This window comes from Legionella steelei (assembly GCF_001468005.1).
Lineage (GTDB): Bacteria > Pseudomonadota > Gammaproteobacteria > Legionellales > Legionellaceae > Legionella > Legionella steelei.
On the sequence record NZ_LNYY01000019.1, the window covers coordinates 305,581 to 330,561 of the forward strand.

Below are 24,981 nucleotides of genomic sequence, written 5' to 3' on the forward strand. Positions count from 1 at the left end.
TCGGGCTTCGCTTCGCTACACCCAGGCTACAACTGTTACATCTGCAGTAACATTGATTTTAGGTCTAAGTGTCCTTGGTAGAGGGTTAATCCCAAAATAGCCGCACTTACACCTAATGTATTCAATTGATTTATATCATCTGTATTGCGGATGCCTCCTGAAGCTTGCCATGCAATTTGTGGAAAGCGTTCTATCGCCTCTTTATAAAGTTCAAAATTGGGTCCTTGCATCATTCCATCGCAAGCAATGTCAGTACAGAGTATTTGCTTAATTCCTAATTGTTGGTAATAAGAAACAACATCCCATAAACTCCTATCAGTTGTTGTTTGCCAGCCATGAATGGCGGGGATGGGGGTTCTCTCTTGCATGCGCACATCTAAAGCCAAAATAATGTGTTGCGGATTGATTACGTTAATAATCTGTGCAGTGAGTTCGGGATTGCTAATGGCAATACTGCCTATAACCAGATTCGATATTCCGGATGAAAAACATAGCATTGCTTGTTCTAAAGAGCGAACTCCACCGCCAGCTTGTACAGGAATTCCTGTGTTTTGCATGGCACAGATTAAAGGTAATTGTTGCATTGTTCCTGTTTGTGCACCGTCCAAATCAACGATATGTAAACGCTTCGCCCCTAATTGCGCGAAGTAGGCAGCGCGTTCTATGGGTAGTGTATCGAACTGAGTGACTTGGTCAAATTGTCCTTGGCGTAAACGCACACAACGACCTGCTTGAATGTCGATTGCAGGGATAAGGATCATACAGCCTCCATAGTCTAATTGTTACAAAAATTTTTTAGTAAGGTCATTCCAACTTCCGCCGATTTTTCCGGATGAAATTGCATACCCCAAATATTATTTTTTTGAATAATGGCCGTGAATGGTTCACTGTATTCACAATAAGCCAAAGCATACTGACTCTCCCCAAGGGCGTAACTATGAACAAAATAAACATAGTCTTGTTCAGCTAATCCTTGTTTTAAAAATGTCTCAGTGCGCCATTGCAATTGGTTCCAACCCATGTGAGGAACTGGATAACCATCTTGCTGGTGCAACCGTTGTATTTTTCCTGGAAGCATTCCTAGGCAACGAACATCATATTCTTCACTGCTTTCGAACAATAATTGCATGCCAAGACAAATACCAAGCAGTGGTTGTTCCAGCGAGGTTATCACATCGACCAAATCATATTGGCGCAAAGCATTCATGCCATAAGCTGCAGTACCCACTCCGGGGAGTATCACATGGCTTGCTTTACTTATTTCTTTTGCGTCGTGTGTTAACTGATAATTCAACCCTAATCTCGTTAAGGCATTACCCAAAGAGGTTAGGTTGGTTCCACTGACATCAATAACAGCAATCATAATATCCCCTTGGTTGATGGCAGGACCTTATTTGTTTTCATGCAAGCTTGACCTAGTGCTCTTCCCAATGATTTGAAACATGCCTCAATCATGTGGTGGTGATTTTGGCCTTTCACTTCAACATGAATCGTTGCAGCAAGGGCAGTCGCTAATGAGTTAAAGAAATGAGGGACCATCTCAGTTGCCATACCGCCAACAAATTCTCGAGTAAATTGACCTTGAAAATCACAAAAACTTCTGCCACTAATATCGATAGCTATAGACGCTAAAGCTTCATCCATAGGTAAAGTAAAGCCATAACGGTTAATGCCCCATTTATCACCAAGTGCTTTTTTTAGACCCTCACCTAAAGCAATGGCTGTATCTTCTATTAAATGGTGATCATCAACTTCGACATCGCCTCTGGCATATAGTTCGAGGTTAAAACCACCATGTTTGGCGACTTGCTCGAGCATATGATTAAAAAATGGCAATGGGGTATCGATTGCGCTGCTTTGATCTGTATCCAATGTCAGGCTTAACTTAATTTCAGTTTCTTTGGTCTTTCTGTGTATCACCGCAGTACGTTTGTGATTAAGAATAGTTTGGGTAATTTGATTCCATCCATGCTCTTTAGATACGGGTAAGAATTGGATGCCCAGATTGTCAGCCAATTGCCGGTCTGTGTCCCTGTCACCAATAACCCAGGAATATGACTTATCAATTGTTCTTTCTTTTAGGAACTGATCAACCAATCCTGTTTTAGGTTTTCTACAGGAACAGTTGTCTTCAGGCATGTGTGGGCAAATAAAAATTTCATCAAAGAATATCCCCTGTGAAGAAAAAAGATCCAGAGTAAACTCATGACAAATCATAAAATCATCTTCAGGAAAAGCAGGGGTACCCACACCATTTTGGTTGCTTACCATAACAAAACGAAACCCTTCATTTTGTAATTGCAGTAATGCAGGAATAACTGCTGTAGTAAGTTTAATTTTATCCAACGAGTCTACTTGAAAATCAAAAGGTTCTTCAATTAAGGTGCCATCACGGTCAATAAATAATATTTTTTGCATTTTAATATCCTAAATCATTATTTTGAAAAGAAGAGAGCGCATCCAGCAAAAGCTGATTTTGTGAATCATCACCTACAGTGATTCGTATATGATCATGCAACAATGAATTAGGCGGAAAACTTTTGAGTAGCATGCCTTGCTTGGTAAGCAAAGAGAGTAATCTCGTCGCATATTTTGTTTTAACAAGAATAAAGTTTGTTTCTGTTGGATAGACTTTCTCAATTACCGAGCTGAGTTGCAATTCGACCATTAATTTTTCTCGAGACTCTTTAATCCTCTTCATTGCGTGTAGAAACCACTCGGATTGCTTCAGTGCACGTAGGGCTAAATCAATCACGACACTGGAAAGAGGGAAGGGAGGCATAATTTTATTAAAAGCTTGGATTATCTGTTTTTGAGCCAAGATAATTCCCAAGCGCAGGTTAGCAAGACCATAGGCTTTTGACAGAGTACGTAAAACAATTAAATTATCGAACTCAGAAATGAAACGACTTGTACTTTGTGCCTGAGTAAACTCGATATAGGCTTCATCAACAACGATGATGGAACGATTTTTATATTCATGGCACAGTTGAGCGATAAAGTTCAGATCGATTAAGTTGGCAGTTGGATTATTCGGATTGCACAGAAAAATAAGCTTACAATTTTTTTGCCACTTACTTCGAATGTCTTCTACTGAGATTTGAAACTGACGATTAGGGTCTAAAGGACACTCAATCAGCTGGGCATCTTGTAATGATGCATAAAAAGAATACATGGAAAAGGTCGGTGGAAATTGCATACATGCGTCTTGACCTGCACTTAAAAATAAACGGGTGATTAAGTCAATACCATCATCAGAGCCTCGCGTGAGTACCATTTGATTGGCCTCAACTTGATAGCGATTCGCCAATTGTTCTTGCAACTGGTCCGTTAGACTTTTTTCTGGATAAAAATTTAAGTCAATATCTGTGCATAATGCAGACCAAGGAAGTTCATTGGCGTGTAATCTGTGTTTGATTGATGCACTACCTAGCACATAGGATTCGTTTTTTAATAATTCAGAGCGTATTAAGTTAAGTGCTGACATTTAAACCTCCAGTGCGTCTAGTCTAATTTGCACCGCTTGTGCATGAGCATCCAATCCTTCTATCTGTGCCAGAGTCATTGCGGAAGCCCCTATGGTTCTAATGCCTTCTTTGTTAATCGATTGCACATTAAAACAGGTTAAAAAATCGAGTGTACTGAGTCCATTATGATTTCTGGCAAAACCATGGGTTGGCAGTACATGATTCGATCCGGTTACATAATCCCCCAGCGTTTCGGCGGCCCAAGCTCCAAGAAATATGGTTCCAACGGAATTGATTTCGTCGACCCATGATTCAGCATTTTCTCGATTGATAATTAAATGTTCCGGAGCATAGGAATTAACTATGTTTAATTGCACAGTTTTTTCAGTACATACAATAATCATACTGTTTGCCAATGATTGTTTGATTATTTGTGTTCTTGCTAATGTATTAAATTGAATGTGTAGTTGTTGATTTACTTGCTCTGCAAATTGAAGCGTGTCACAAATCAAAATGACTTGAGAATCGGTGCCGTGTTCTGCTTGCGCGAGCAAATCAGCAGCTACAAATGCAGGATTCGCTTGATTATCTGCAATGATCATGACCTCGGAAGGGCCTGCAGGCATATCTATAGCCGCACCGCATGGATCTGAGGCAACTAATGTTTTGGCTTCTGTAACATAACTGTTGCCTGGGCCAAAAATTTTATCTACCTTTGCAACTGTTTCTGTGCCATAAGCCATAGCAGCGATTGCTTGTGCACCTCCAAGCGAATAAATGGTGTCTATGCCACATAATCGTGCTGCTACAAGCAGATGCTCATTGATTGAACCTAATGCATCAGGTGGTGTACATAATATTTTTATAGGACATCCTGCCACGAGTGCAGGTACAGCTTGCATTAATAATGAAGAAACTAACGGGGTTTTGTTACCACCTGGTATATACAACCCCACTCGTTGAATTGGTCTATAAGTAGTGAGAATATTGACGCCTTTAGTAGTACAAATGTTTTTATTTTCAGGTAAAAGAGCCTGGTGATAGAGCGTGATCGTTTTGATGGCCTCAGTGATGGCCGTAAGTGATTTTTTACTAATACTGGCATTCTCAATTTTTCGTTGGGGAATTTGCAGGCTTTCCAAACGAGCACCATCAAACTGCTCTGTTAGGGCAAATAATGCATGATCTCCAAATGCTCGCACCTGTTTAATAATCTCTTGCACTTTACTTTTTGATGATGTTTGCAAAGGGCGAGTAAGGCATTGTTTTTTTTCAGATTGAGATAGGGATTGCCAATTTTTAATCGATAACATCATATTACTCCAACATCTTTTCTATAGGTAAAACCAATATAGAACTGGCTCCAAGGGTTTGAATGGTTTCTAAAGTGTTCCAAAATACACGTTCACTGGATACAACATGCACCGCCACTTTATTTATATTTCCTGGTAAAGGCAGAATGGTTGGTGACTCAGCACCAGGTAGCTTTTCAGCAATTGCTTCTAAGGCTGATTTAGGGGCATGAAAAACAATGTATTTTCTTTCTTGTGCTTGTTGTACCGATTGAATTCTTCGAGAAAGCATGTCAAATAAATCTTGAAATATAGCGGGGGCTTTTTGATCACTTTGGATCAATACTGCTTGGCTTGAGAGTACGGTATCGACTTCATAGAGCTTATTGTCTTCCAAGGTTTGACCACTTGAAACCAGATCACAAATGGCATCGGCCATGCCCATTCGTGGGGCAACTTCAATTGAACCTGATAATACAAGACTTTCTGCACATATTTTTTTATCACGCAAATATTGATTCAGTAAATTAGGATAACTGGTTGCAATGCGTTTTCCATCTAGGCTGCCTGGGCCACGATAATCGGTGGATTCAGGAACTGCTATGGATAGGCGACAAGTACAAGTACCTAATGCTGCTGAAATTTTGTATGATTTTCTTGGATTGGCAAGAGATGCTTCTAATAAGACGTTTTCACCAACAATTCCACCATCACATAAACCATCGAATACCAAAGTAGGTATGTCATCATCACGTACAAAAAGTAGATCAATAGGGAAGTTATCAACATGAGTGAGTAGGCTATTTGGTTTAATGCGAAATTTTAAACCGCATCGTTGTAAAAGACTTAATGATTCTTCAGATAGACGCCCCTTTTTCTGTAAGGCTAAACGTAAGCGATCTTTCACGGTAACTCCAATCGTTTCGCGATTAATTCATAACCGCCTGTACCAAAACTCAAACAGCGTGCCACACGGGTTATTGTGGTTACACTGACCCCCGTTTGTTCATGAATGGTGCGATAGGGGATGCCTTGTCGCAATAAAGGAACAACTTGCCAACGATCTGCCATGGCCTCCAACTCTGCCGGAGTGCATAGATCAGTAAAAAATTGTAATGCCTCTTCTTTGTTTTCAAGCATGCTAATGGCATGCATTAAATCAGGGAGTGCAGAATGTTTTATTGTCGTATGTGTTTTCATATTAATGTATTAGCGTGATAGAACATTAACTCAATAATACTGTTTGTTTTAAATACTGTCAATAAAAGGATGAGAGCAACATTTATAGTGTTGAAAAAAATATGGTTGTAGCCTGAGCGCAGTGGAACCCGGGGTTTCTTAACATGAGTGATTTTTGAACCCGGGTTTCGCTATGCTATACCCAGGCTAGGAAGGGAAATATTGTTGGAGGAGTTATTAAATTTTATATATTAGCACCCATAAACAGCTTGATATGCTTCAAGCTGTTTGACTTGCTCGTTTTGATTGGTACTTTTTAAATAGTCAATTAAATCGAATAAGGTAATAATTGAGTAAACGGCAATACCTTGAGCTTTAATTTCAGTCAATGTTGATTCTTTAGATAATCCACGTTCGCAGCGATCAAGTGCAATAATAACTCCAGTTAATTGCCCGCCATTTTCTTTAATTAAAGTCTGTGATTCTCTAAAAGCAGTTCCTGCAGTGATGACATCATCAACAATGATGGTTTTCCCAGTTAATGGGGCACCAATTAATTGACCTCCTTCACCATGATCTTTTACTTCTTTACGATTAAACGTAACCGTAGTTTCTTGACCTAATTCGGCTAAAGCCACAGCTGTAGCAGTGGCAAGCGGTAAACCTTTATAGGCTGGACCAAATAAATGTTCAAACTGAGCTTGCTCATTCATTAAGGTTTTTGCATAAAAATGCCCCAATTGTTGTAACGCGCTGCCTTGATAAAATAACCCTGCATTAAAAAAATAAGGGCTGATTCGGCCAGACTTTAAAGTAAACTCACCAAATTTTAATACTTGGCAATCAAGTGCTAATTTTATAAAAGCTGATTTCATCTGATTCATTGTGTATTTCCAGTAGAAAAAAAAGTGTAAATATCATGATTTTTTTTTCAAAAAATCCTTAACAATCAATAAAAAACTGCTATGCTAATCTATATGTAGGAATTATTTCTTACATAAGTAAATGTTTATTATAACTCAGTGTTTTAATCATGAATATTTTTTACACTGAAAATAAACATCTGTAATAGTTGGATAGTAAAAGCTTAAGACAAAGGGGATAGCTAATGTCGCAAAGAGAAACGGGCCATGTGAAATGGTTCAATGAGAAAAAAGGATTTGGATTTATCATTAATGAAAATGGTGATGATATTTTTGTTCATTATAAAGATATCCAAGGTGTTGGATTTAAAACCCTTCATGAAAATGATCCAGTTTCTTTTGTGCTTGATAAAGGACCAAAAGGACTAAAAGCACAAGACGTTACAATTATTACTGAATAAGTAAAGTAACGAGTCAAACATTCTCAGCTATCGCTGCGTGTTAAGTTTAACCTGGGCTAAAGATTTATCTGCAACCCGGGTTTGCTTCTCATGCAATCGAAATTTTGGTTATAGCTGCAATCTGAGAATTATTTTTCTGGCACAGTGTTATTGCTAAGCCTGAATTTATAATCATAAGGATGTGGTGCTAATCAGTAGGTTTTTTCGTCTAAAAATTCATCCCAAAAGAACTGAATAAAAACTCTTGAATTCTCTAAAAATGTCTTCATATATACCTTTCGTGTGATTTAATCATTGCTTTAAGAGGTGTGTATATGAAAAGTGTACCTATGTATCAAGTGGATGCATTTGCTTCGGCTCTTTTTGAAGGTAATCCAGCAGCAGTTTGTCCTTTAGACAGCTGGCTCACTGAAAAAGAAATGCAACAAATTGCTTTAGAAAACAATTTATCTGAGACTGCCTTTTTTGTTCCTGAAGGTAATGGATTTTATATAAGATGGTTCACACCGAATGAAGAGGTTGCATTATGTGGTCATGCAACGCTTGCTAGTGCATATGTTATTTTTGAACACTTAGGGTTTAAGGATGACGAAATAAAATTTAATTCCAAAAGCGGTATGCTTATTGTACGCAGGCATGGAAGTGGATTAATGATGGACTTTCCAGAGTTACCTTATCATCCAATTGAATTTTCAGCGGAGCTGCAACAATTAAATTTAAAAAAACCTCACAAAGTCTTTAAAAGTCAATTTGATTTAATGTTTGTTTATGAGAATGAACGCGATGTGCAAGAAGCTGAACCAGATTTGGATGCGGTAGCTTGCTTGGATTATCGAGGTTTAATCTTAACTGCCCCAGGTAAAAATACGGATGTTTATTCGCGATGTTTTTATCCCGGATGTAATGTCCCTGAAGATCCTGTGACTGGCTCTGCACATTGCGTTATTGCACCTTATTGGTGTGGACAATTGAATAAATCACATATCAATGCGATGCAAGGTGGTAAACGTCAGGGGCAATTGCAGTGTGAAGTAAAAGAAGGACGTGTTTTTCTTTATGGAACGAGCCATCTTTATTTACAAGGTACAATTTATTTGCCATGAAAACTATAGAGACCAAGAGGCTCTTATTAAGAGCATGGAGCGATGAGGATATCGCTCCATTTTTTTCTATGAATCAAGACTCTCAGGTAATGGAGTTTATCCCTAATCTATGGACTATGGATATGGTTACATCATTTATAGAACGAATGAATACTCAACTTGCTGCGGAAAATTATACTTTATGGGCTGTAGAAGAAAAAAACTCACAGCAATTCATGGGTTTTATTGGTTTAAACCGTCCTGTTTGGGAGGCACATTTCACACCTTGTGTGGAAATCGGTTGGCGTTTGGCATTTTCTTTTTGGGGCAGGGGATATGCAACTGAGGGAGCACAAGCGGTTTTGAATTACGCTTTTGACACTTTAAAATTAAAAGAAATAGTTGCATTTACAGTACCTGATAATTTACGTTCCCAACGTGTTATGGAAAAACTTGGTATGATTCGAGATATACAGGGGGATTTTCTTCATCCTAAAATTGATCCTGTCAATTCTTTGGCGAAACATTATTTATTTAGAATAAACAAACAATCGAGATGAATCATTTCCATGATTTAAAAGCATTATTTATTAAGTCAATTTATTTAATGACTTTATATTGGGTTCTATTTATCATGAGTGGTGTTTGGAATATTCATGTTAGAAAAGGAGATCTATGACTATCTATATGTTTCCTGGGCAAGGCTCTCAGGCAAAAGGAATGGGAATTGAGTTATTTTCACATTTTCCAGATCAAATAAAACAAGCTGATGAGGTTCTAGGATATTCCATTAAAGAATTATGCTTAGACGATTCAAAACAGCAATTGAGCAATACAGAGTACACTCAACCTGCATTATATGTTATTGAAGCCCTTTCTTTTCTAGCCAGAGCTGCGGAAGAACCCACACCACAATACCTTATAGGACATAGTCTCGGAGAATACGCTGCTTTATTTGCTGCAGGGGTTTTCGATTTTGTTACGGGGTTAAAACTGGTGCAAAAGCGTGGTGAGTTGATGGCACAAGCCAGTGGTGGTGGAATGCTCGCCGTAATTAATTTGACTGAAGAGCGAATTAAATTTTTATTGAAAGCCAATGGCTTAGATTCCGTAGATTTTGCCAATTTTAACTCACCGAAACAAATTGTTCTTTCAGGACTTGCTACAGATATTGCTAAGGCTAATGAGCTACTTGCCAGTGAAGCGTTGATGTGTGTGCCTTTAAAAGTCAGTGGGGCTTTTCATTCACGTTATATGCAATCAGCAGCTGATGAGTTCGCAAAATTTATTACTCCATTTCAGTTTTCACCACTTCAATCAAAAGTAATCGCTAATGTTACAGCCGAACTTTATAGTGACACTTTAATTAAAGATAATTTAGTGAAGCAAATTACTCATCCTGTTCGCTGGACTGAAACAATCCGTTATTTGAAAAATAAAGGGGAAACAGTGTTCATCGAAGTGGGACCAGGAAATGTACTGACTCGCTTGGTTGCGCAAATTTGATAAATATCCTCATCCGCTCTGGTGGGCACCTTCTCTCTACACGGGAGAAGGCTTTTTTCACTAAATTAAAGAAATTTCTTTTTCCTAGCATGGGATAAGACACCGTTCACTTTGAAAGAAAAAGAGAAATTCTTTCTCCAAGTTATTACATCCAAAAGGAAAATATCATCTACACTTAAATAACGATTCAATTTACAAAGGATGTAATATGACGATTAGACTGAAACATGATCATGGAACGTTAGAGGCGATAGAGCTTTTTCAATTACAACACCATTTGGCGATTCCTCACCTTCAGAAGTACCTACAGTCAAAAGGCTCAAAACAATGCAAATCAATCAAAAAGATTAGTGTGGATCACTCTCACTTGAATGATAAAGATTATATTGCATTGCATGATATCTTAAAATTATCATCAAAAGTGAATGAGATTTCTTTTTATGCCAATCATATTGATACAGATTGCATTAGCTATTTGTTTGACTCTTTGTCTAGTGATGAGCTCAATACAATTAAGTTGATTGATAATTGGATTGGAGACAAAATTTCTCCTGATTTTTTCTCGTTTCTAAACAATAAAAAACTGGCTGTTTTGGATCTATCTTTAAATTGGTTACGAGATATTGGTATACAACGTTTATTAAATGCTCTAGATACAAATATGGAATTGAATGAGTTGGTATTAAGTTGTAATGATTTTGGTTTGGAAGGAATGAAAGCATTACGTCATTTTGTGTCACGACATTCTTCATTAAATATTTTGGATATCTCATATAACAACTTGAATGAGCAATGCGCTGAAGAAATCGCCGTGATGATTACCGAATCACCATCTTTGACACATTTGAATGTCAGAAGTAACAAAATTGGTGATGCAGGAGCTGAGCTTATTGCACAATCATTGAAATCAAATAATAATTTAAAATATGTTGATTTATCAGATAATAATATCTCAGCAACGGGCCTGTCGCAGCTTGTACGTGAAGCCGAGGCTCATGATAATCTTGAAGACTTAATATTAAAGCATAATCATCTACTCCCCTCTACATTAAGAACGAACCGTTCGAGCTTGCAAGTTGTTTATTGATACCATAGATGCAGAATTAAATAACCGTTCAGTGTAGTATTCACCTTTTGGTGGATATAATGAACGGTTATTGCTTAACCTATGGAGTTGATGCTGATGGGCGCTGGTGTTTTTTACCTTTTGAAAAAACGAATTTTTTTGCCTTTTTTTCTTACCCAATTTTTTGGTGCTTTTAACGATAATGCATTCAAATTAGCGATGCTCACTTTAATTAGCTACCATTTAACACATGACCAAGCCCAATCTGAGTTTTATCAAGCAATAGCAGGTGCTTTATTCATAACACCTTTTTTTCTTCTATCAGCTACTGCCGGGCAACTGGCAGATAAATACGATAAAGCGTTAATGACGCGCGTGATTAAAGCATTAGAAGTATTTTTAATGATTATTGGTAGCTTTTCTCTGTATCTAGGCAACATTTTTCTAATGATGATGACATTGACTGGTCTAGGGGTTCACTCAACATTTTTTGGACCAATAAAATATGCCATTCTACCCGATCATTTACAAAAGAAAGATTTGTTAGGTGCTACGGGTTTAATTGATGCAAGTACATTTATTGCTATTTTATTAGGAACCACTATGGGCAGCTTGTCCATTGGTGCAAACAATCACAGGCCTTATATAGCAGTATTTTTAACTGTGATTATTGCCCTTGTTGGATTTACTTCAAGCCTGTTTATACCAAGGGCTCCTTCTGCATCCAAAGATCTTAAGATTGACCTGCAGATTTGGCGTGTTACTTATAAAATGTTAAAACTGGTTACAGATCATTTCGGTATTTTATTATCTATTTTAATTTTATCTTGGTTTTGGTTGTTGGGGACAGTAATTCTGACCAAGCTGCCTGACTATACGAATTATGTTTTAGGCGCTAACAATACGGTTTTTGCACTATTTCTGGCATTGTTTTCAATTGGTATTGCATTCGGTTCTGTGACTGTGAATTTTATTTTTCAAGGACGGATTAATCTTCCAATGGTTCCTTGGGCCATGTTTGCTTTTACTTGCTTTTCAATGGATTTGTATTGGGCTACGCCAGAGGTAACAGAACAAGATACCTTATTTTCTTTAATTACTTTTTTCACTCGTTTTAGCCATTGGCGCATTGCTTTTGATTTATTTATGTTGGCGTTTAGCTCTGGCCTATTTCTTGTTCCTTTATATACTTATTTACAGATTATGAGCCCACCTCATTCTAGAGCACAAGTTATTGCAGCCAATAATATTTATAATGCTTTATTTATGGTTGTAGGTACGTTTATGGTCATTGGCTTATTACACTTTAGTGCGGCAATTCCACAAATATTTTTAATTTTAAGTATATTAAATGCGATTGCAGCAATACTTGCTCGAATTTACTTAAAGAAAGTGGCCTTACCAGAAAAATAATGAGTCGTTAGTCTATTGTAGCCTAAGTGCAGCGCAGCGGAACCCGGAAAATGAGGTATTATCGACCCTGGGTGCCGCTGCGCTGCACCCAGGCTACAATGTTAGACAATATCGATATCAACCCAATCACGTGCTGGCAGAAAATCAGTATAAAGTTTCGCCTCCGCGCTCTGTGCGTCAGGCTGCCAATTGTATGCCCAGGTGACTTCAGGGGGGAGGGACATTAAAATAGATTCAGTTCTGCCGTTTGATTGTAAGCCGAATAAGGTGCCACGATCATAGACGAGATTGAATTCTACATAGCGTCCTCTGCGGTAATTTTGAAAGGCTTTTTCTCTTTCTCCAAATGGATGGGATTTACGACGGGACACTATTGGTGCATAAGCCTCTATAAAGTGATTGCCTATGCTTTGCATCAAAGCAAAACTATGATCAAAACTTATTTCATTATAATCGTCAAAAAATAAGCCACCAATTCCACGCGCTTCATTTCGATGTTTAATAAAAAAGTAATCATCACACCATCGTTTGAATTTAGGGTAAATCGCAAGGCCAAAAGGTTGACAGGCGTGTAGTGCAGTTTGATGCCAATGCGTACAATCTTCTTCAAATCCATAATAAGGTGTTAGATCAAATCCACCGCCAAACCACCAAACTGGGTCAGCCCCTTCTTTTTCTGCAAGGAAAAACCGGACATTTGCATGCGAGGTCGGTACATAGGGATTCTCTGGGTGAATGACTAAGGAAACACCAAGTGCAGTAAAATTTCTACCTGCTAATTCAGGGCGGTGTGCGCTGGCCGAAGCAGGAAGCTGGGCTCCAGATACATGAGAAAAATTGACACCTGCTTTTGCAAAAACAGAGCCTTGTGTCAAAACGCGTGTAATTCCGCCACCACCAGCAGGGCGCTCCCAAATATCTTCGATAAATTGAGCGTGGCCATCTAAATTTTCAAGTCTGGAGCAAATTGTATTTTGCAGTTGTACCAGATAGGTTTTTACTTGTTGTACCGCATTTTTAGGAAGGGTTTTGTTCTGTGTCATGGCTCAAGTTCCCCTGTTTGTAAGCTACTTATTTTCTCATTTATTTGAAATTGGCACAATGTTTGCTTTTCTAGTTGTACTTATTATGAAAGGGGCAAATATGGCGTTAGATCTTGATACATATTTCGGAATACATGCTAAAGCACTCGTAGCGCGTGATCACAGAGCGTCGCAGTTAGCAAATAATTTGGCCAATGCCAACACCCCCAATTATAAAGCCCAAGATATCGATTTTAATGAATTTTTAGCAGCCAGCATGGCTGGTGGTGCGCAAAAGATGGAGGTTACCTCTCCTAATCATATTAATACAAATGCTGATTTTTCAGCGAATTTGAAATATCGAGTGACGTCGCAAATGGCTTTAGATGGAAACACCGTGGATAAAGATTTAGAAACCACAGAATTTGCACATAACTCACTAAACTACCAGGCTAGTCTGAGTTTTCTTGATAATAAAATAAAGACCATGATGCTTGCGATGAAAGGAGAATAATCATGTCATTAAGCGCCATTTTTAATATTGCAGGTTCAGCATTAACTGCTGAAACAGCGCGTTTAACGAATAGCGCTGAGAATATGAGTAATGCTAATGTAGAGTCAGGTAATGCTAATGAGGTATATAAAGCAAAGTATCCTGTTTTTAAAGCAGTTCAGGAACACGCGAATCAATGGATGGGTGAGCAACTATCAGGAGGTGTTCAGCTTCAAGGTACTTATGAGACTACTTCAGATCCTATAAAGCGTTATGCACCTGATAATCCCTTAGCGGATAAACAAGGATTTGTTTATACACCGAATGTAAATTATGTTGAAGAAATGGCAAACGTAATTTCTGCATCAAGATCATATCAAATGGATGTTGAATTGCTTGGTACAACAAAACAACTCATGCAACGCACCTTACAGCTGGGTGAATAAAGGGAGAGAAGGGAATGACAACGAATCCGGTTAATGGAGCTAACACAGCTAATCTGCCGCAAAATTCAATTGATTCACCTGCAAAGAAAAGTTTGGGGCAACAGGATTTTCTACGCTTAATGGTGGCCCAAATTCAAAACCAGGATCCTATGCAACCCCAGGTGAATGGTGAGTTTTTATCTCAGTTGGCTCAGTTTAGTACCAATGATGGTGTTACTAAAATGCAAGAGTCATTGCAGCAGATGGCAACTTCTTTACAATCAAATCAGGCTTTGCAAGCTTCGGCCTTGGTTGGTCGTAAGGTTTTGGTGAATAGTAACTCTCTGCAATTAGGCACAGAGGGAGATACAAAGGCTGCCGTGGATATTCCACCAGGCCTCAGCAATTTGAATGCGTCTATTTATTCAGATTCTGGGGAACTTATAAAAACAATTCCTTTAGGTCAACCTGCCCCTGGATTTTTTCAATTCGGTTGGGATGGCACTGGGGGAGATAATAATCGAGTGAAAGAAGGTAAATATAAAGTTGAGGTTCATGCAGTTTATGGAGGAAAAGAGGTGTCTTTAAAAACAATGACCTCTGCAAACGTTGATAGTGTAAGTCTTGGTCAAAATGGCGAGGGCTTAAAATTAAATGTAGCGGGAGTTGGACCAATATCCTTGGATCAGGTAAGACAAATATCAGTTTAAGAGCAGGAGGCTAATATGATTTTTGACGCAGCGTTAAGTGGACTTCAAGCATCAACGAGTAATTTGGACGTTATAGGTAATAATATTGCTAACTCTTCTACAGTTGGCTTTAAAGGTTCTCGTGCAGAGTTTGGTGATATCTACGCCTTTGGTGGTTATGGTAGCTTCGGTGCGGGTAGTACATCTATTGGTGGCGGGGTGATGTTAACTTCGGTGCAGCAATCTTTCGCATCAGGAAATTTAGCCAATAGTACAAACAGTCTCGATCTGGCAGTGAATGGTTCAGGATTTTTTATTTTAAACAATCCAGGTGGTGGTGCACTCTATACACGAGCTGGTGAGTTTACATTGAATAACCAAAATTATATTACCAATTCTAATGGACAATACCTTACTGGTTTGCTTTCCGACGGTAAAGGAAATATTACTGGTACTTCAGGAAACTTACAGATAAATACCGCGAATATTAGCCCACAAGCAAGTACCACGGTAACAACTGGAGTTAATTTAAATTCGCAAAGCACACCTCCTGCAGTTGACTGGACTGGCGGATCTGCACCACTTAGTAGCTCCTATAATAATCCAACCTCTTTGACTATTTATGATAGCTTAGGCAATTCTCATGTGTTGAGCATGTATTTTATTAAAGCGAATCCTGCTGCAACATCGGGACAACCTAATGCTTCAACACCTGCAGGTACAGATAATCAATGGTATGTGGCATTCCAAATCGATAATCAAAATGTTCCACCAAATGCGGGTTCTGATAACAGCTCGAATCTGTTTGAGATGAACTTTAATACTGATGGTACGTTTGTGAGCGTAGCTGGTCCTGGCGCTTCGCCACTAACGAATAATTTGATTCCATTATCACTGAACTTAAACAATGGTGCTGATCCTTTAAGTCTGAATATTGACTTAACAGACAGTACTCAGTTTGGGAGCCCATTTGCTGTTCAATCTACCTCATCAAATGGTTATACAACTGGAAGTTTGGCTAGCTTAAACATTGATGATAGCGGTCTTATTCTAGGTATATATACCAATGGTCAATCTATGGCTATGGGGCAAATTCAATTAGCAAATTTTGCTGATCCTTCAGGCCTACAAAACGTAGGAAATGTTTGCTGGGCTCAAACCTCAGCCTCAGGTCAGCCGTTAATCGGTGTTGGTACAACAGGCGGATTAGGCGCTATTAAATCAGGCATGTTGGAGCAGTCAAATGTGGATTTAACCAGTGAATTAGTTGATTTGATTAGTGCACAACGCGATTTCCAAGCGAATGCACAGTCAATTCGTGCTGGGGACGCAATCACACAAACAATTATTAATATGCGTTAGGAGGTAACTCATGGATCCTATCTTATATAATGCTGCAGGTGGTGGACGAATCGGTTTTAAACGCCAGGAAATAATCGCCAATAATTTGGCGAATGTGAATACTCCTGGTTTTAAATCCGATATGTATCAAGCACAAACTTTGTATGCAAATGTAGGGGGATCAGAGACTAAAGCAGCCTTTGCAATACAAAATCAGAATGCACTCGATTTGAGTCCTGGTGATATTATGACAACCGGGCGCAATTTAGATATCGCAATTGAGGGTAATGGCTGGTTTGCCGTGACTAATGGTCAAGGTAAAGAAGGGTATACAAAGGCTGGAAATTTACGCTTGGATGTCAATGGTATGTTAACAACTGCTTCTGGGCATCCTGTTTTGGGGAATGGTGGTCCAATTGCAATTCCACCTGCTCAGGAAATAAACATTGGTGCTGATGGGACGATTACGATTGTTCCTCTCGGCGGTGATCCCAAAACCGCGGCTGTATTAGATAGAATTAAGTTAGTGACGTTGGATAAAAATAATATTGTTAAAAGTTCAGAGGGCTTATACCAATTAAAAAATGGTGGCACGCCCACTGCTGCAGATGCCAGTGTTCAGGTGCGAAGTGGCGCTATTGAAGGGTCGAATGTTAATGCAATTGATCAGATGGTGGAAATGATCACGTCTGGACGTGAATACGATGCACACATGAAACTGATGTCGACTGTCGAAGATAATTTTCAAAAATTGGCACAAATATTGCACGAATAACCCCATTCTAGCATACATATAAGAATAATTGCGGAGGGATCTCCATGGAACCAGCATTATGGGTAAGCAAGTCAGGCTTGGAAGCCCAAGAAAAAAATATTTCTACAATTGCTAATAACTTAGCAAACGTCAACACAACTGGCTTTAAAAAAGATAGGGCAATATTCCAGGATTTACTCTATCAAAATACAAGTCAGGCTGGTGCTCAATCATCAGAGAACTCTTTAATTCCAACAGGAATCAATGCAGGTTCTGGTGTCCATTTAGCGGCTACTGAAAAAATATTTGAACAGGGAAGTACGCAAAATACGCGTAATCCTTATGACATAATGATACAAGGTCAAGGTTTTTTTACGATTTTGATGCCTGACGGCACTCAAGCGTATACTCGTGATGGTACTTTTACAACGGATAGTACAGGGCAGATCGTTGATATGAATGGCTATCCATTACAGCCTGCAATAAATATTCCTACTCAAACTTTAGGGGTAACGATTAGTAGTGAAGGGGTAGTGAGTGCTACAGTTGTTGGAAGTAATACTCCAACCGTACTTGGAACCATTCAATTAGCGAATTTTACTAACCCAACGGGACTTCAACCTATAGGGCAAAACCTTTTTATAGAAACTGCTTCAAGTGGTGCTGCAACATTAAATAATCCAGGAAATTCTGGTGTCGGAACTTTGTTACAAGGTTCTCTAGAAGCATCGAATGTGAATGTGGTTGAAGAGTTAGTCAATATGATTCAAGCTCAAAGAAGCTATGAGATTACTGCAAAAAGTATCCAGACTGTGGATAACATGCTGCAATATCTAAATCAAACCGTTTAATTAAGAAGATTTCATTGATGAAATTATTTAATTTGCTTGTTGCAGGCTCGGTTGCCATTTTTTTGAGTGGGTGCGAACTTTTAAATCCGCCTCAGCGTGGGAAGGACCCTGAGTTTGCACCTACATATCCTACAACGCCTGATCCAAAGGAGTTAAGGAAAGAATCTGGCGCTATTTATAGTGCCGAAACCGCTTTACCTCTTTTTGAAACGCCAAGAGCACGACATCCAGGAGATATAGTTACAGTATTTTTAGTTGAAAGTACTAACGCATCAAAAAAAGCAACACTACAACAGATGAAAACAGACACAAACGTAGTCAAGAACAAGCTCTTTTTAGGAAGACCCATTTCCTTTGGCAGCGGTTACAGTATGGATTTTGACTTGAACAATCAGCGACAATTCAATGGATCTGCACAAGCAGTACAGAATAATAAATTGGCGGGAAGTATTTCAGTGACCGTATCGCAGGTGTTGGCAAATGGGAACATGGTCGTACAGGGCGAAAAATGGGTTAAAATCGATCAGGGTGAGGAGTATGTACGGTTATCAGGCATTATTCGTCCTCAGGATGTAAGAGCTGATAATTCCATCACATCCGACCGTCTAGCTAATGCCCGTATTGCCTATGGTGGCACCGGACAAGTCAACAATACCAATGCTCAAGGCTGGCTGGCACGAATTATGTGGGGTCCTTTATTCCCGACTTAACCTGATTTGTAACTGCCTAGCTGGATTGTAGTCTGGGTGCGCAGCGAAACCCAGGCTACGATTTAGAACGATGTATTTAATTAACAAGGAAATTGTAATGCGGCGATTGCTGATAATTACATGGATACTGACGATAAACTTGCTATCAAATCACGTTTATGCCGAACGAATTAAAGATATCGCCACTTTGGCTGGGGTGCGCACCAACCAATTAGTCGGTTATGGTTTGGTGGTAGGTTTAAATGGTACCGGAGATAAAAACGGTACTCGATATACTGAAGATACTTTTGCAAACCTGCTTACTCAATTGGGCGTTAACATACAACCGGGAACTAAACTTAATTCAAAAAATATGGCAGCTGTCATGGTGACTGCGAGCTTGTCTTCTTTTATGAAAAAGGGACAATCTATGGATGTGAATGTTTCTTCTATTGGTGATTCAAAAAGCTTATTAGGTGGTACCTTATTAATGACTCCATTGAAGGGAGCCGATGGACGAGTATATGCTATATCCCAAGGAAACGTGATTGTATCGGGTATCAGTGCAGCCGGAAGCGATGGCTCAAGTGTTACTGTAAACGTCCCTAGTGGCGCACGAATTCCTAATGGTGCAACTATTGAGGTTGATATCCCTAATCCTTTTTATTTTACAAAAGAATTAACTTATAATTTACATGCACCAGACTTTACAACAGCAAAACGCATGAGCGATGCCATTAATGAAATGATGGGACCTGGAACTGCCAGAGCCTTGGATGCTACATCAGTGGTTGTCACTGCCCCAAAAAAAATGTCCCAACGTGTGGATTATGTTTCTGTGTTGGAAAATATTGAATTTAAACCTGCTGAAGCGATCGCACGAATTATTATTAATGCACGCACAGGAACAGTGGTTATTTCTTCTAATGTCATTGTCAAATCGGCCGCAGTCTCACATGGCAATTTGGTAGTGAGTGTGACCGAAACACCAGTGATAAGCCAACCTAATGCCTTTGCACGTGGACGTACAGTTTCCACCCAGCAATCACAAGTTAATATTGATCAAAAAAATAATCATGCGTTTGTCTTACCACGAGGTGTGACATTAAAAGATATTGTTAGAGGTATTAATGCTGTAGGAGCAACGCCTTCTGATGTGATCGCGATACTTGAGGCACTACAACAAGCAGGTGCTTTAAATGCTACGTTAATCGTGATATAGGTGAGCATTGAATAGTAAAACAATATGATCCAATTAAAATAGAGGATTAATATGACTGTACATGGAATTGCAACTAGCGACTTTAATGCATTAAATGAACTAAAGGTTCAAGCACAAAATAATGCAAAAGAGGCTCTGCCTGAGGCAGCGAAACAATTTGAAGGAATATTCTTACAATCCATGTTGAAAAGTATGCGCATGGGGCAGCATTTTCTAGAGGAGTCTAGCCCTTTTCGAGGTAAAGATAGGGAAACCTTTCAAGATATGCTTGATGCTCAATATGCCAGTACTATTGCAAACTCTAAAAGTGTTGGTTTAGCCGACATGCTTGCAAAACAGATGGAGCATAATCTGCCTACTATAGAACAACCAGAAAAAAGCACAACGGATAAGCCAGTTAATTCTAACTCAATATCCACTATGCCTGTAAAAGAAGAGAAACAAGATAAACCCACAACTACAATAGACGAATTTGTGAAATCAATTTGGCCTCAAGCCAAGCAAGCAGCATCAGCTATAGGCCTAGACCCTAAAATTTTAATGGCTCAAGCGGCATTAGAAACAGGGTGGGGAAAATTTGTTACTAAGGATATTGATGGCACCAGCAGTAATAATTTGTTCAACATTAAATCAGGTGACAGCAAAGAGTTTGATTCAGTGAATGTAAAAACAACTGAATATATTGCAGATACTCCGATTAAAATGAATGCTTCGTTTAGAAAATATCCATCCGTTGAGCAAAGTTTTAATGATTATATTTCTTTAATCAAAGATAATGAGCGCTATCAAACTGCTTTAGCCAGTACGAGCAACCCCGAACTTTATGTTAATGAACTGCATAAGGCCGGATATGCCACCGATCCTAATTACGGTACAAAAATTTTATCAATTTATCGTGGTGAGGAATTAAATCAGGCAATACAACGTTGTGAGTTATCAGAGCAAGTTTAAGGTACAGGACTGAATTAAGTCACAAATGTAATTAAAAAATGAGAAGTCTAGTAGTACATTGGATACAGGGAGCAAATAACTATGTCAATACTAAGTATTGCTTATTCAGGGATGAATGCTTTTCAAAACGCATTAAGTGTTACTGGGAATAATATTGCAAATGTCAAAACACGAGGTTATTCAAGACAAAGCATTCAGTTTGCCCCAACTCCATCTAGAAGTTATGCGGGTTCTTTTATTGGTACAGGAGTAGCTGTTAACAACGTGTACCGCAACGTAGATCAATTTGCTAATGCTCAAGTGAGAAGTACATTAAGCGTTAAATCCCAATATGATGCTTTTTATCAGCAAGCCTTAGAAATTAATAAATTGCTTTCTCAGGATGGCAGTAGTCTTTCTGTATCCTTGCAATCTTTTTTTGATTCATTAGGACAATTAAATAACGCGCCAGATAGTGTAGCCTCACGAAATGTTGCTATGAGTCAAACCCAATTATTAGCGAGCCAATTCTTATTTTTGCAACAAAACCTTGATCAATATCAAGAAAGCTCAACATCGCAGATTAAAGAAATAGCGAATACAATTAATCAGTTAACTTCTAATCTTGCGTCTGTAAATGGACAAATAATGAACTCACCTAACTCCCCTGATTTGCTGGATCAACGGGATGAGTTACTCAAACAACTGTCTCAGTATTCTGATTTAACTGTGGTGGAGCAGGATAACGGGATGGTGAATGTGGGTATTGGTAGTGGCCAAATGTTGGTGATCGGAACGACTCAAAGAGCTTTATCAGTTAGTTATGATCAAATAACGGCACAGGGAACTCATGTTTTATTGGATACAGGTGCGGGAAAAACGGAGATTACAAATCAACTAGTCAGTGGGACATTGGGCGGTCTCTTGGATTATGAGCGAAATATTTTATCTAAAGCCAGTCAACTCATAGGACAAATGGCAATTGGTTTAGCACAGAAGTTCAATGCGCAAAATCGTTTGGGCATGGACTTAAATAACCAGTTAGGACAGGATATTTTTACTGATTACAATACCTTGGCTATGCAACTTGATCGCTCAATTGCAGCATCGACAAACTCAGGGTCTGGAGTACTATCAGTAAATATTTCTGATATCTCACAAACTAAAATAAGTGATTATCAATTAGTTGTTACTAATGCAGGAGCGAGTCAGGCAACGCTCATTCGTGATTCTGATGGATCTGCGGTGACCTTAAATTGGACTAGTAATCCACCAGCTCCACCAGCGGGACAGATTGTAGTTGATGGCATGACCATCACCGTAGATAACATCGCTAATTTAGCAGATAATGATTCTTTTACAATCATGCCTACACGTGGAGCCGCAGAGAAATTTGCTTTACTCATAAATGATCCACGTCAATTAGCACTCGCTTCACCAGTGCAAACCACTGCATCTTTGAATAATACGGGCCAGGGAAAAATTGATTTAGGGCCTATTTTAAATATCACGGAAGTAACCAAACAATATACCATTGATTTTATTTCCCCAACGCAATTTAATCTAATCAACGTTACCGATGGTATTACAACTGGGCCACTCCCCTTTGTTCCTAACACGGATAATGTGATTCCGATTCCAGATGCGACTAATCCATCATATTCCATTACTTTATCCGGGGCACCAAATGCAGGAGATCAGTTTACTGCACAGTACAACCAAGGTGGTTTTGGTGATAATCGTAATGGATTACTTCTCGCGGGAATGCAACAACAAAATATTTTTTCTAATGGTACTGAAACACTTTTTGATGTTTATTCTGATCTGCTTTCTGATACAGGAAGCCAAACCAATGAGGCTAAAAACCGCTTTGATGCGTTTCAGGTTTTATATAAGCAATCGGTTGATTATCAGGAAAGTGTCAGTGGCGTAAATCTGGATGAGGAAGCAGAAAACATATTACAATTTAAACAGGCTTATGAGGCTGCAGCAAAGCTAATGGCAATCGCCAATCAAATGATGGACTTACTTTTTGAAATAATGAGGTGATGAATGCGTATCTCAACAAATCAGATTTATCAGAATAGTATAGATAGCTTATTGCTCAAGCAAGCACAGGTGGCAAAACTGCAGCAACAGCTCGATGAAAATTTTTTAAGAGTGCGTTATTCATCAGATGATCCCATCGCTTTTGCTCAAATTGAACTCATGAATCAACGCATTAGCTTTACAGAGCTTCTCCAAAAAAATCGTGAAAGTGTTGATAGTGCTCTTAGTATGGAGGAGTCTGTCTTAAACGATTGCACAACGAGTTTGCAACGCTTACGAGACATCCAGGTGCAGGCAGGTAATCCGACATTATCTGAGGAAGATCGTAAGGCATTAGCCATTGAGGCGAGTATTATTTTGAATGAACTAACTGATTATGCAAACACCAAAGATATCAATGGTGATTATATGTTCAGTGGTGCGCAGACATCTACCGCCCCCTTTTCAATAAATGCCTCCGGGGCCTATGTTTATAATGGCGATAGTACACAGCGTTTCCAGCTTGTTGGTAGTAGTTTACAAATGGCTATCAATGATCCTGGAGATGACCTTTTTATGCGCTTACCTAATGGGAACGGTAGTTTTTCTATTAAACAAACAGGAACCCCTAATACAGGGACTGCATCTGTAAACGCAGGTTCTGTATCTACTCCTTCAGCTTATGTGCCAGATAATTACACGATGAGTTTCGCATTGAATTCGCAGGGCAATCTGGTTGTTATGGTTCAGGGGGCAGCAAGTGGAAATGTTATTCCCACAAGTGGATTACCCGATGATGCACCTTTATATCAGGAGGGAATGACGGTTAGTTTTAACGGCATGGAAATGACTGTCTCAGGTATGCCAGCAGCTGGAGATACTTTTTTGATTGAGCCTGCCCAAAACGAATCTGTTTTTGCAACAATACAAGATATGATTAATAATTTGAATCAACCTTATTCTACTTCGACACAAAAAGCAGCTGCAACCACTGTGAATAATCAAATATTGGCACAAATAGATACTGCATTAACTACAGTCTTGAATGCTCGCGCCAATTTGGGGTCTCGGCTAAATCAGTTACAACATGCGGATACAGCAAACTCCGATATAATTGAACAAAGTAAAATTACTTTAAAGAGGCTACAAGAGGTCGATCCTATAGTCGCAGCTTCTGAATTTAAACAGGAGTTGTACAATTTGGAAGTGGCACAACAAAGTTTTGTGCTGATACAAGGGTTATCTGTTTTCAATTTTATCTAAAATGAAAATTGTAGCCTGACTGCTTGCAACCAGGAGCATATTTCAGCTACATGCTGCATCACTGAGTTATTTATGAGGAAATGTTTGTCGCCAAAATTGAGCTATGTCGATGCGCCTTGTTATCCAGATATCCTGATACTGGGTTAAATGATCTAAAAACTGTTTTAAAATAAGACATCGGTCGGGTTTTCCACTCAGACGCGGATGTAAGCCTATAGTCATGATGGCAAGACGTTTTTCTTGATACATATAATGAAACGTATTGATTAATCGGTCATAAAATTCTTTGGCACATGAAAACCCAGGGGTTGTACTGAATCTGAAATCATTGCAATCAAGAGAGTAGGGGATTACAAGGTGCTCAGCAATATAATAAGGCAGCTCATCGGCATAACTGTCTGAATCATAAAGAAAGCCCCCATGTTCTAACAGTAATTCACGAGTATGCTCACTTCGACGACCAGTGTACCAACCATTAGGCTTATGGCCGGTGAGTTTTTCTAAGGTTTCAATACACAAAAGAATATGTTTGTTTTCAACTTTTCTAGAAATATTTGTGTAATTTATCCAGCGCCATCCATGTCCCGCCACCTCATGGTCTTGTTGGGCCAGATATTCAGCAAATAATGGATTAAGTATCAATGCTTGCCCTGCAACAAAAAACGTAAGTGGAATTTTATAATGATCAAATAGACGCAGAAGACGCCATATCCCTACGCGACTACCGTACTCATAAAAAGATTCCATACTTAGATTTCGTTGTCCTTTGGCTTTGGGAACAAAAGGAAAATCTGCACCACTTGTTTCAGCGTATGCATCTCCATTGAGAGGACATAATTCAGCTCCCTCTTCATAGTTAATTACAAAGTTGACGGCAAGCTTTGCTTTATTAGGCCAAGAGCATTTATTTTCTTCTGGTCCATAGCCTACTAAATCGCGCATGGT

Annotated in this window: 27 protein-coding genes; 17 read left to right on the forward strand and 10 right to left on the reverse strand. The window is 38.9% G+C overall.

The features are described 5' to 3' along the window. Positions 1–35: 35 nt before the first annotated feature. From Lste_RS05535 to pyrE, 8 genes are all read right to left on the reverse strand, one after another. Positions 36–761 (reverse strand): 1-(5-phosphoribosyl)-5-[(5-phosphoribosylamino)methylideneamino]imidazole-4-carboxamide isomerase, encoded by a 726-nt coding sequence (locus tag Lste_RS05535; protein WP_058510068.1) that lies wholly within the window; start codon positions 759–761, stop codon positions 36–38. 14 nt (positions 762–775) lie between these two features. Next, positions 776–1,363 carry an imidazole glycerol phosphate synthase subunit HisH gene (gene hisH / locus Lste_RS05540; protein WP_058510069.1) on the reverse strand — a complete coding sequence of 196 codons (588 nt, stop codon included), beginning with the start codon at positions 1,361–1,363 and terminating at the stop codon, positions 776–778. After that, entirely contained in the window at positions 1,360–2,418 is a 1,059-nt protein-coding gene (hisB, locus tag Lste_RS05545; RefSeq protein ID WP_058510070.1) for a bifunctional histidinol-phosphatase/imidazoleglycerol-phosphate dehydratase HisB, read from the reverse strand. Before hisB ends, hisH begins: the two co-directional genes overlap by 4 nt. A gap of 1 nt (position 2,419) precedes the next feature. After that, entirely contained in the window at positions 2,420–3,487 is a 1,068-nt protein-coding gene (gene hisC, locus Lste_RS05550; protein ID WP_058510071.1) for a histidinol-phosphate transaminase, read from the reverse strand. Then, complete coding sequence (gene hisD / locus Lste_RS05555; protein ID WP_058511656.1) at positions 3,488–4,780, reverse strand: histidinol dehydrogenase; 1,293 nt, start codon at positions 4,778–4,780, stop codon at positions 3,488–3,490. 4 nt (positions 4,781–4,784) lie between these two features. Then, entirely contained in the window at positions 4,785–5,666 is an 882-nt protein-coding gene (gene hisG / locus Lste_RS05560; RefSeq protein ID WP_058510072.1) for an ATP phosphoribosyltransferase, read from the reverse strand. After that, positions 5,663–5,959, reverse strand: a complete 297-nt coding sequence (locus Lste_RS05565; protein ID WP_058510073.1) for a YerC/YecD family TrpR-related protein — start codon at positions 5,957–5,959, stop codon at positions 5,663–5,665. The genes hisG and Lste_RS05565 overlap by 4 nt, the downstream gene beginning before the upstream one ends. A 230-nt stretch (positions 5,960–6,189) precedes the next feature. Then, positions 6,190–6,822 carry an orotate phosphoribosyltransferase gene (gene pyrE / locus Lste_RS05570; protein ID WP_058510074.1) on the reverse strand — a complete coding sequence of 211 codons (633 nt, stop codon included), beginning with the start codon at positions 6,820–6,822 and terminating at the stop codon, positions 6,190–6,192. Between the two features lie 224 nt (positions 6,823–7,046). Here pyrE and Lste_RS05575 point away from each other — a divergent pair, with 224 nt between their 5' ends. The 6 genes from Lste_RS05575 to Lste_RS05600 all read left to right on the forward strand — a co-directional run bounded on the left by Lste_RS05575 (position 7,047) and on the right by Lste_RS05600 (position 12,329). Next, positions 7,047–7,262, forward strand: coding sequence for a cold-shock protein (locus Lste_RS05575; protein ID WP_003631957.1), 216 nt, complete (start codon positions 7,047–7,049; stop codon positions 7,260–7,262). A gap of 314 nt (positions 7,263–7,576) precedes the next feature. Continuing rightward, entirely contained in the window at positions 7,577–8,365 is a 789-nt protein-coding gene (locus Lste_RS05580; protein WP_058510075.1) for a PhzF family phenazine biosynthesis protein, read from the forward strand. Next, complete coding sequence (locus Lste_RS05585) at positions 8,362–8,904, forward strand: GNAT family N-acetyltransferase (RefSeq protein ID WP_083503916.1); 543 nt, start codon at positions 8,362–8,364, stop codon at positions 8,902–8,904. Before Lste_RS05580 ends, Lste_RS05585 begins: the two co-directional genes overlap by 4 nt. Before the next feature lie 115 nt (positions 8,905–9,019). Further along, positions 9,020–9,850 carry an ACP S-malonyltransferase gene (fabD, locus tag Lste_RS05590; protein WP_058510076.1) on the forward strand — a complete coding sequence of 277 codons (831 nt, stop codon included), beginning with the start codon at positions 9,020–9,022 and terminating at the stop codon, positions 9,848–9,850. A gap of 208 nt (positions 9,851–10,058) precedes the next feature. Then, the gene (locus Lste_RS05595; RefSeq protein WP_058510077.1) at positions 10,059–10,937 is read left to right on the forward strand and encodes a leucine-rich repeat domain-containing protein; all 879 of its coding nucleotides are present in this window, start codon (positions 10,059–10,061) and stop codon (positions 10,935–10,937) included. 96 nt (positions 10,938–11,033) lie between these two features. Next, positions 11,034–12,329: an MFS transporter gene (locus tag Lste_RS05600; protein ID WP_058510078.1), complete on the forward strand. Its 1,296-nt coding sequence runs from the start codon at positions 11,034–11,036 to the stop codon at positions 12,327–12,329. Positions 12,330–12,430: 101 nt separating this feature from the next. Here Lste_RS05600 and hemF read toward each other — a convergent pair whose 3' ends face one another. Beyond that, positions 12,431–13,372, reverse strand: coding sequence for an oxygen-dependent coproporphyrinogen oxidase (hemF, locus tag Lste_RS05605; protein ID WP_058510079.1), 942 nt, complete (start codon positions 13,370–13,372; stop codon positions 12,431–12,433). Between the two features lie 100 nt (positions 13,373–13,472). On the opposite strand from hemF, the gene flgB reads away from it, so the two are divergent. From flgB to flgL, 11 genes are all read left to right on the forward strand, one after another. After that, positions 13,473–13,865: a flagellar basal body rod protein FlgB gene (flgB, locus tag Lste_RS05610; protein ID WP_058511658.1), complete on the forward strand. Its 393-nt coding sequence runs from the start codon at positions 13,473–13,475 to the stop codon at positions 13,863–13,865. A 2-nt stretch (positions 13,866–13,867) separates the two neighbouring features. Next, entirely contained in the window at positions 13,868–14,290 is a 423-nt protein-coding gene (gene flgC / locus Lste_RS05615; RefSeq protein WP_058510080.1) for a flagellar basal body rod protein FlgC, read from the forward strand. 14 nt (positions 14,291–14,304) lie between these two features. Then, the gene (locus tag Lste_RS05620; RefSeq protein WP_058510081.1) at positions 14,305–14,979 is read left to right on the forward strand and encodes a flagellar hook assembly protein FlgD; all 675 of its coding nucleotides are present in this window, start codon (positions 14,305–14,307) and stop codon (positions 14,977–14,979) included. A gap of 15 nt (positions 14,980–14,994) precedes the next feature. Further along, positions 14,995–16,320, forward strand: a complete 1,326-nt coding sequence (gene flgE / locus Lste_RS05625) for a flagellar hook protein FlgE (RefSeq protein WP_058510082.1) — start codon at positions 14,995–14,997, stop codon at positions 16,318–16,320. A gap of 10 nt (positions 16,321–16,330) precedes the next feature. Continuing rightward, entirely contained in the window at positions 16,331–17,074 is a 744-nt protein-coding gene (flgF, locus tag Lste_RS05630) for a flagellar basal-body rod protein FlgF (protein ID WP_058510083.1), read from the forward strand. 44 nt (positions 17,075–17,118) lie between these two features. Continuing rightward, a complete protein-coding gene (gene flgG / locus Lste_RS05635) occupies positions 17,119–17,904 on the forward strand; it encodes a flagellar basal-body rod protein FlgG (RefSeq protein WP_058510084.1) in 786 nt (261 codons plus the stop codon). A 17-nt stretch (positions 17,905–17,921) separates the two neighbouring features. Beyond that, positions 17,922–18,614 carry a flagellar basal body L-ring protein FlgH gene (locus Lste_RS05640; RefSeq protein WP_058510085.1) on the forward strand — a complete coding sequence of 231 codons (693 nt, stop codon included), beginning with the start codon at positions 17,922–17,924 and terminating at the stop codon, positions 18,612–18,614. A 97-nt stretch (positions 18,615–18,711) separates the two neighbouring features. Continuing rightward, complete coding sequence (locus tag Lste_RS05645; RefSeq protein ID WP_058510086.1) at positions 18,712–19,815, forward strand: flagellar basal body P-ring protein FlgI; 1,104 nt, start codon at positions 18,712–18,714, stop codon at positions 19,813–19,815. A gap of 51 nt (positions 19,816–19,866) precedes the next feature. Next, the gene (locus Lste_RS05650) at positions 19,867–20,766 is read left to right on the forward strand and encodes a glucosaminidase domain-containing protein (RefSeq protein WP_058510087.1); all 900 of its coding nucleotides are present in this window, start codon (positions 19,867–19,869) and stop codon (positions 20,764–20,766) included. Between the two features lie 81 nt (positions 20,767–20,847). Further along, positions 20,848–22,794, forward strand: a complete 1,947-nt coding sequence (gene flgK / locus Lste_RS05655; RefSeq protein WP_058510088.1) for a flagellar hook-associated protein FlgK — start codon at positions 20,848–20,850, stop codon at positions 22,792–22,794. Between the two features lie 3 nt (positions 22,795–22,797). Further along, positions 22,798–24,036, forward strand: a complete 1,239-nt coding sequence (flgL, locus tag Lste_RS05660; protein ID WP_058510089.1) for a flagellar hook-associated protein FlgL — start codon at positions 22,798–22,800, stop codon at positions 24,034–24,036. Positions 24,037–24,102: 66 nt separating this feature from the next. Here the strand turns inward: flgL and Lste_RS05665 are convergent, their stop codons facing one another. After that, positions 24,103–24,978, reverse strand: coding sequence for a polysaccharide deacetylase family protein (locus Lste_RS05665; RefSeq protein WP_058510090.1), 876 nt, complete (start codon positions 24,976–24,978; stop codon positions 24,103–24,105). Positions 24,979–24,981: the final 3 nt, after the last annotated feature.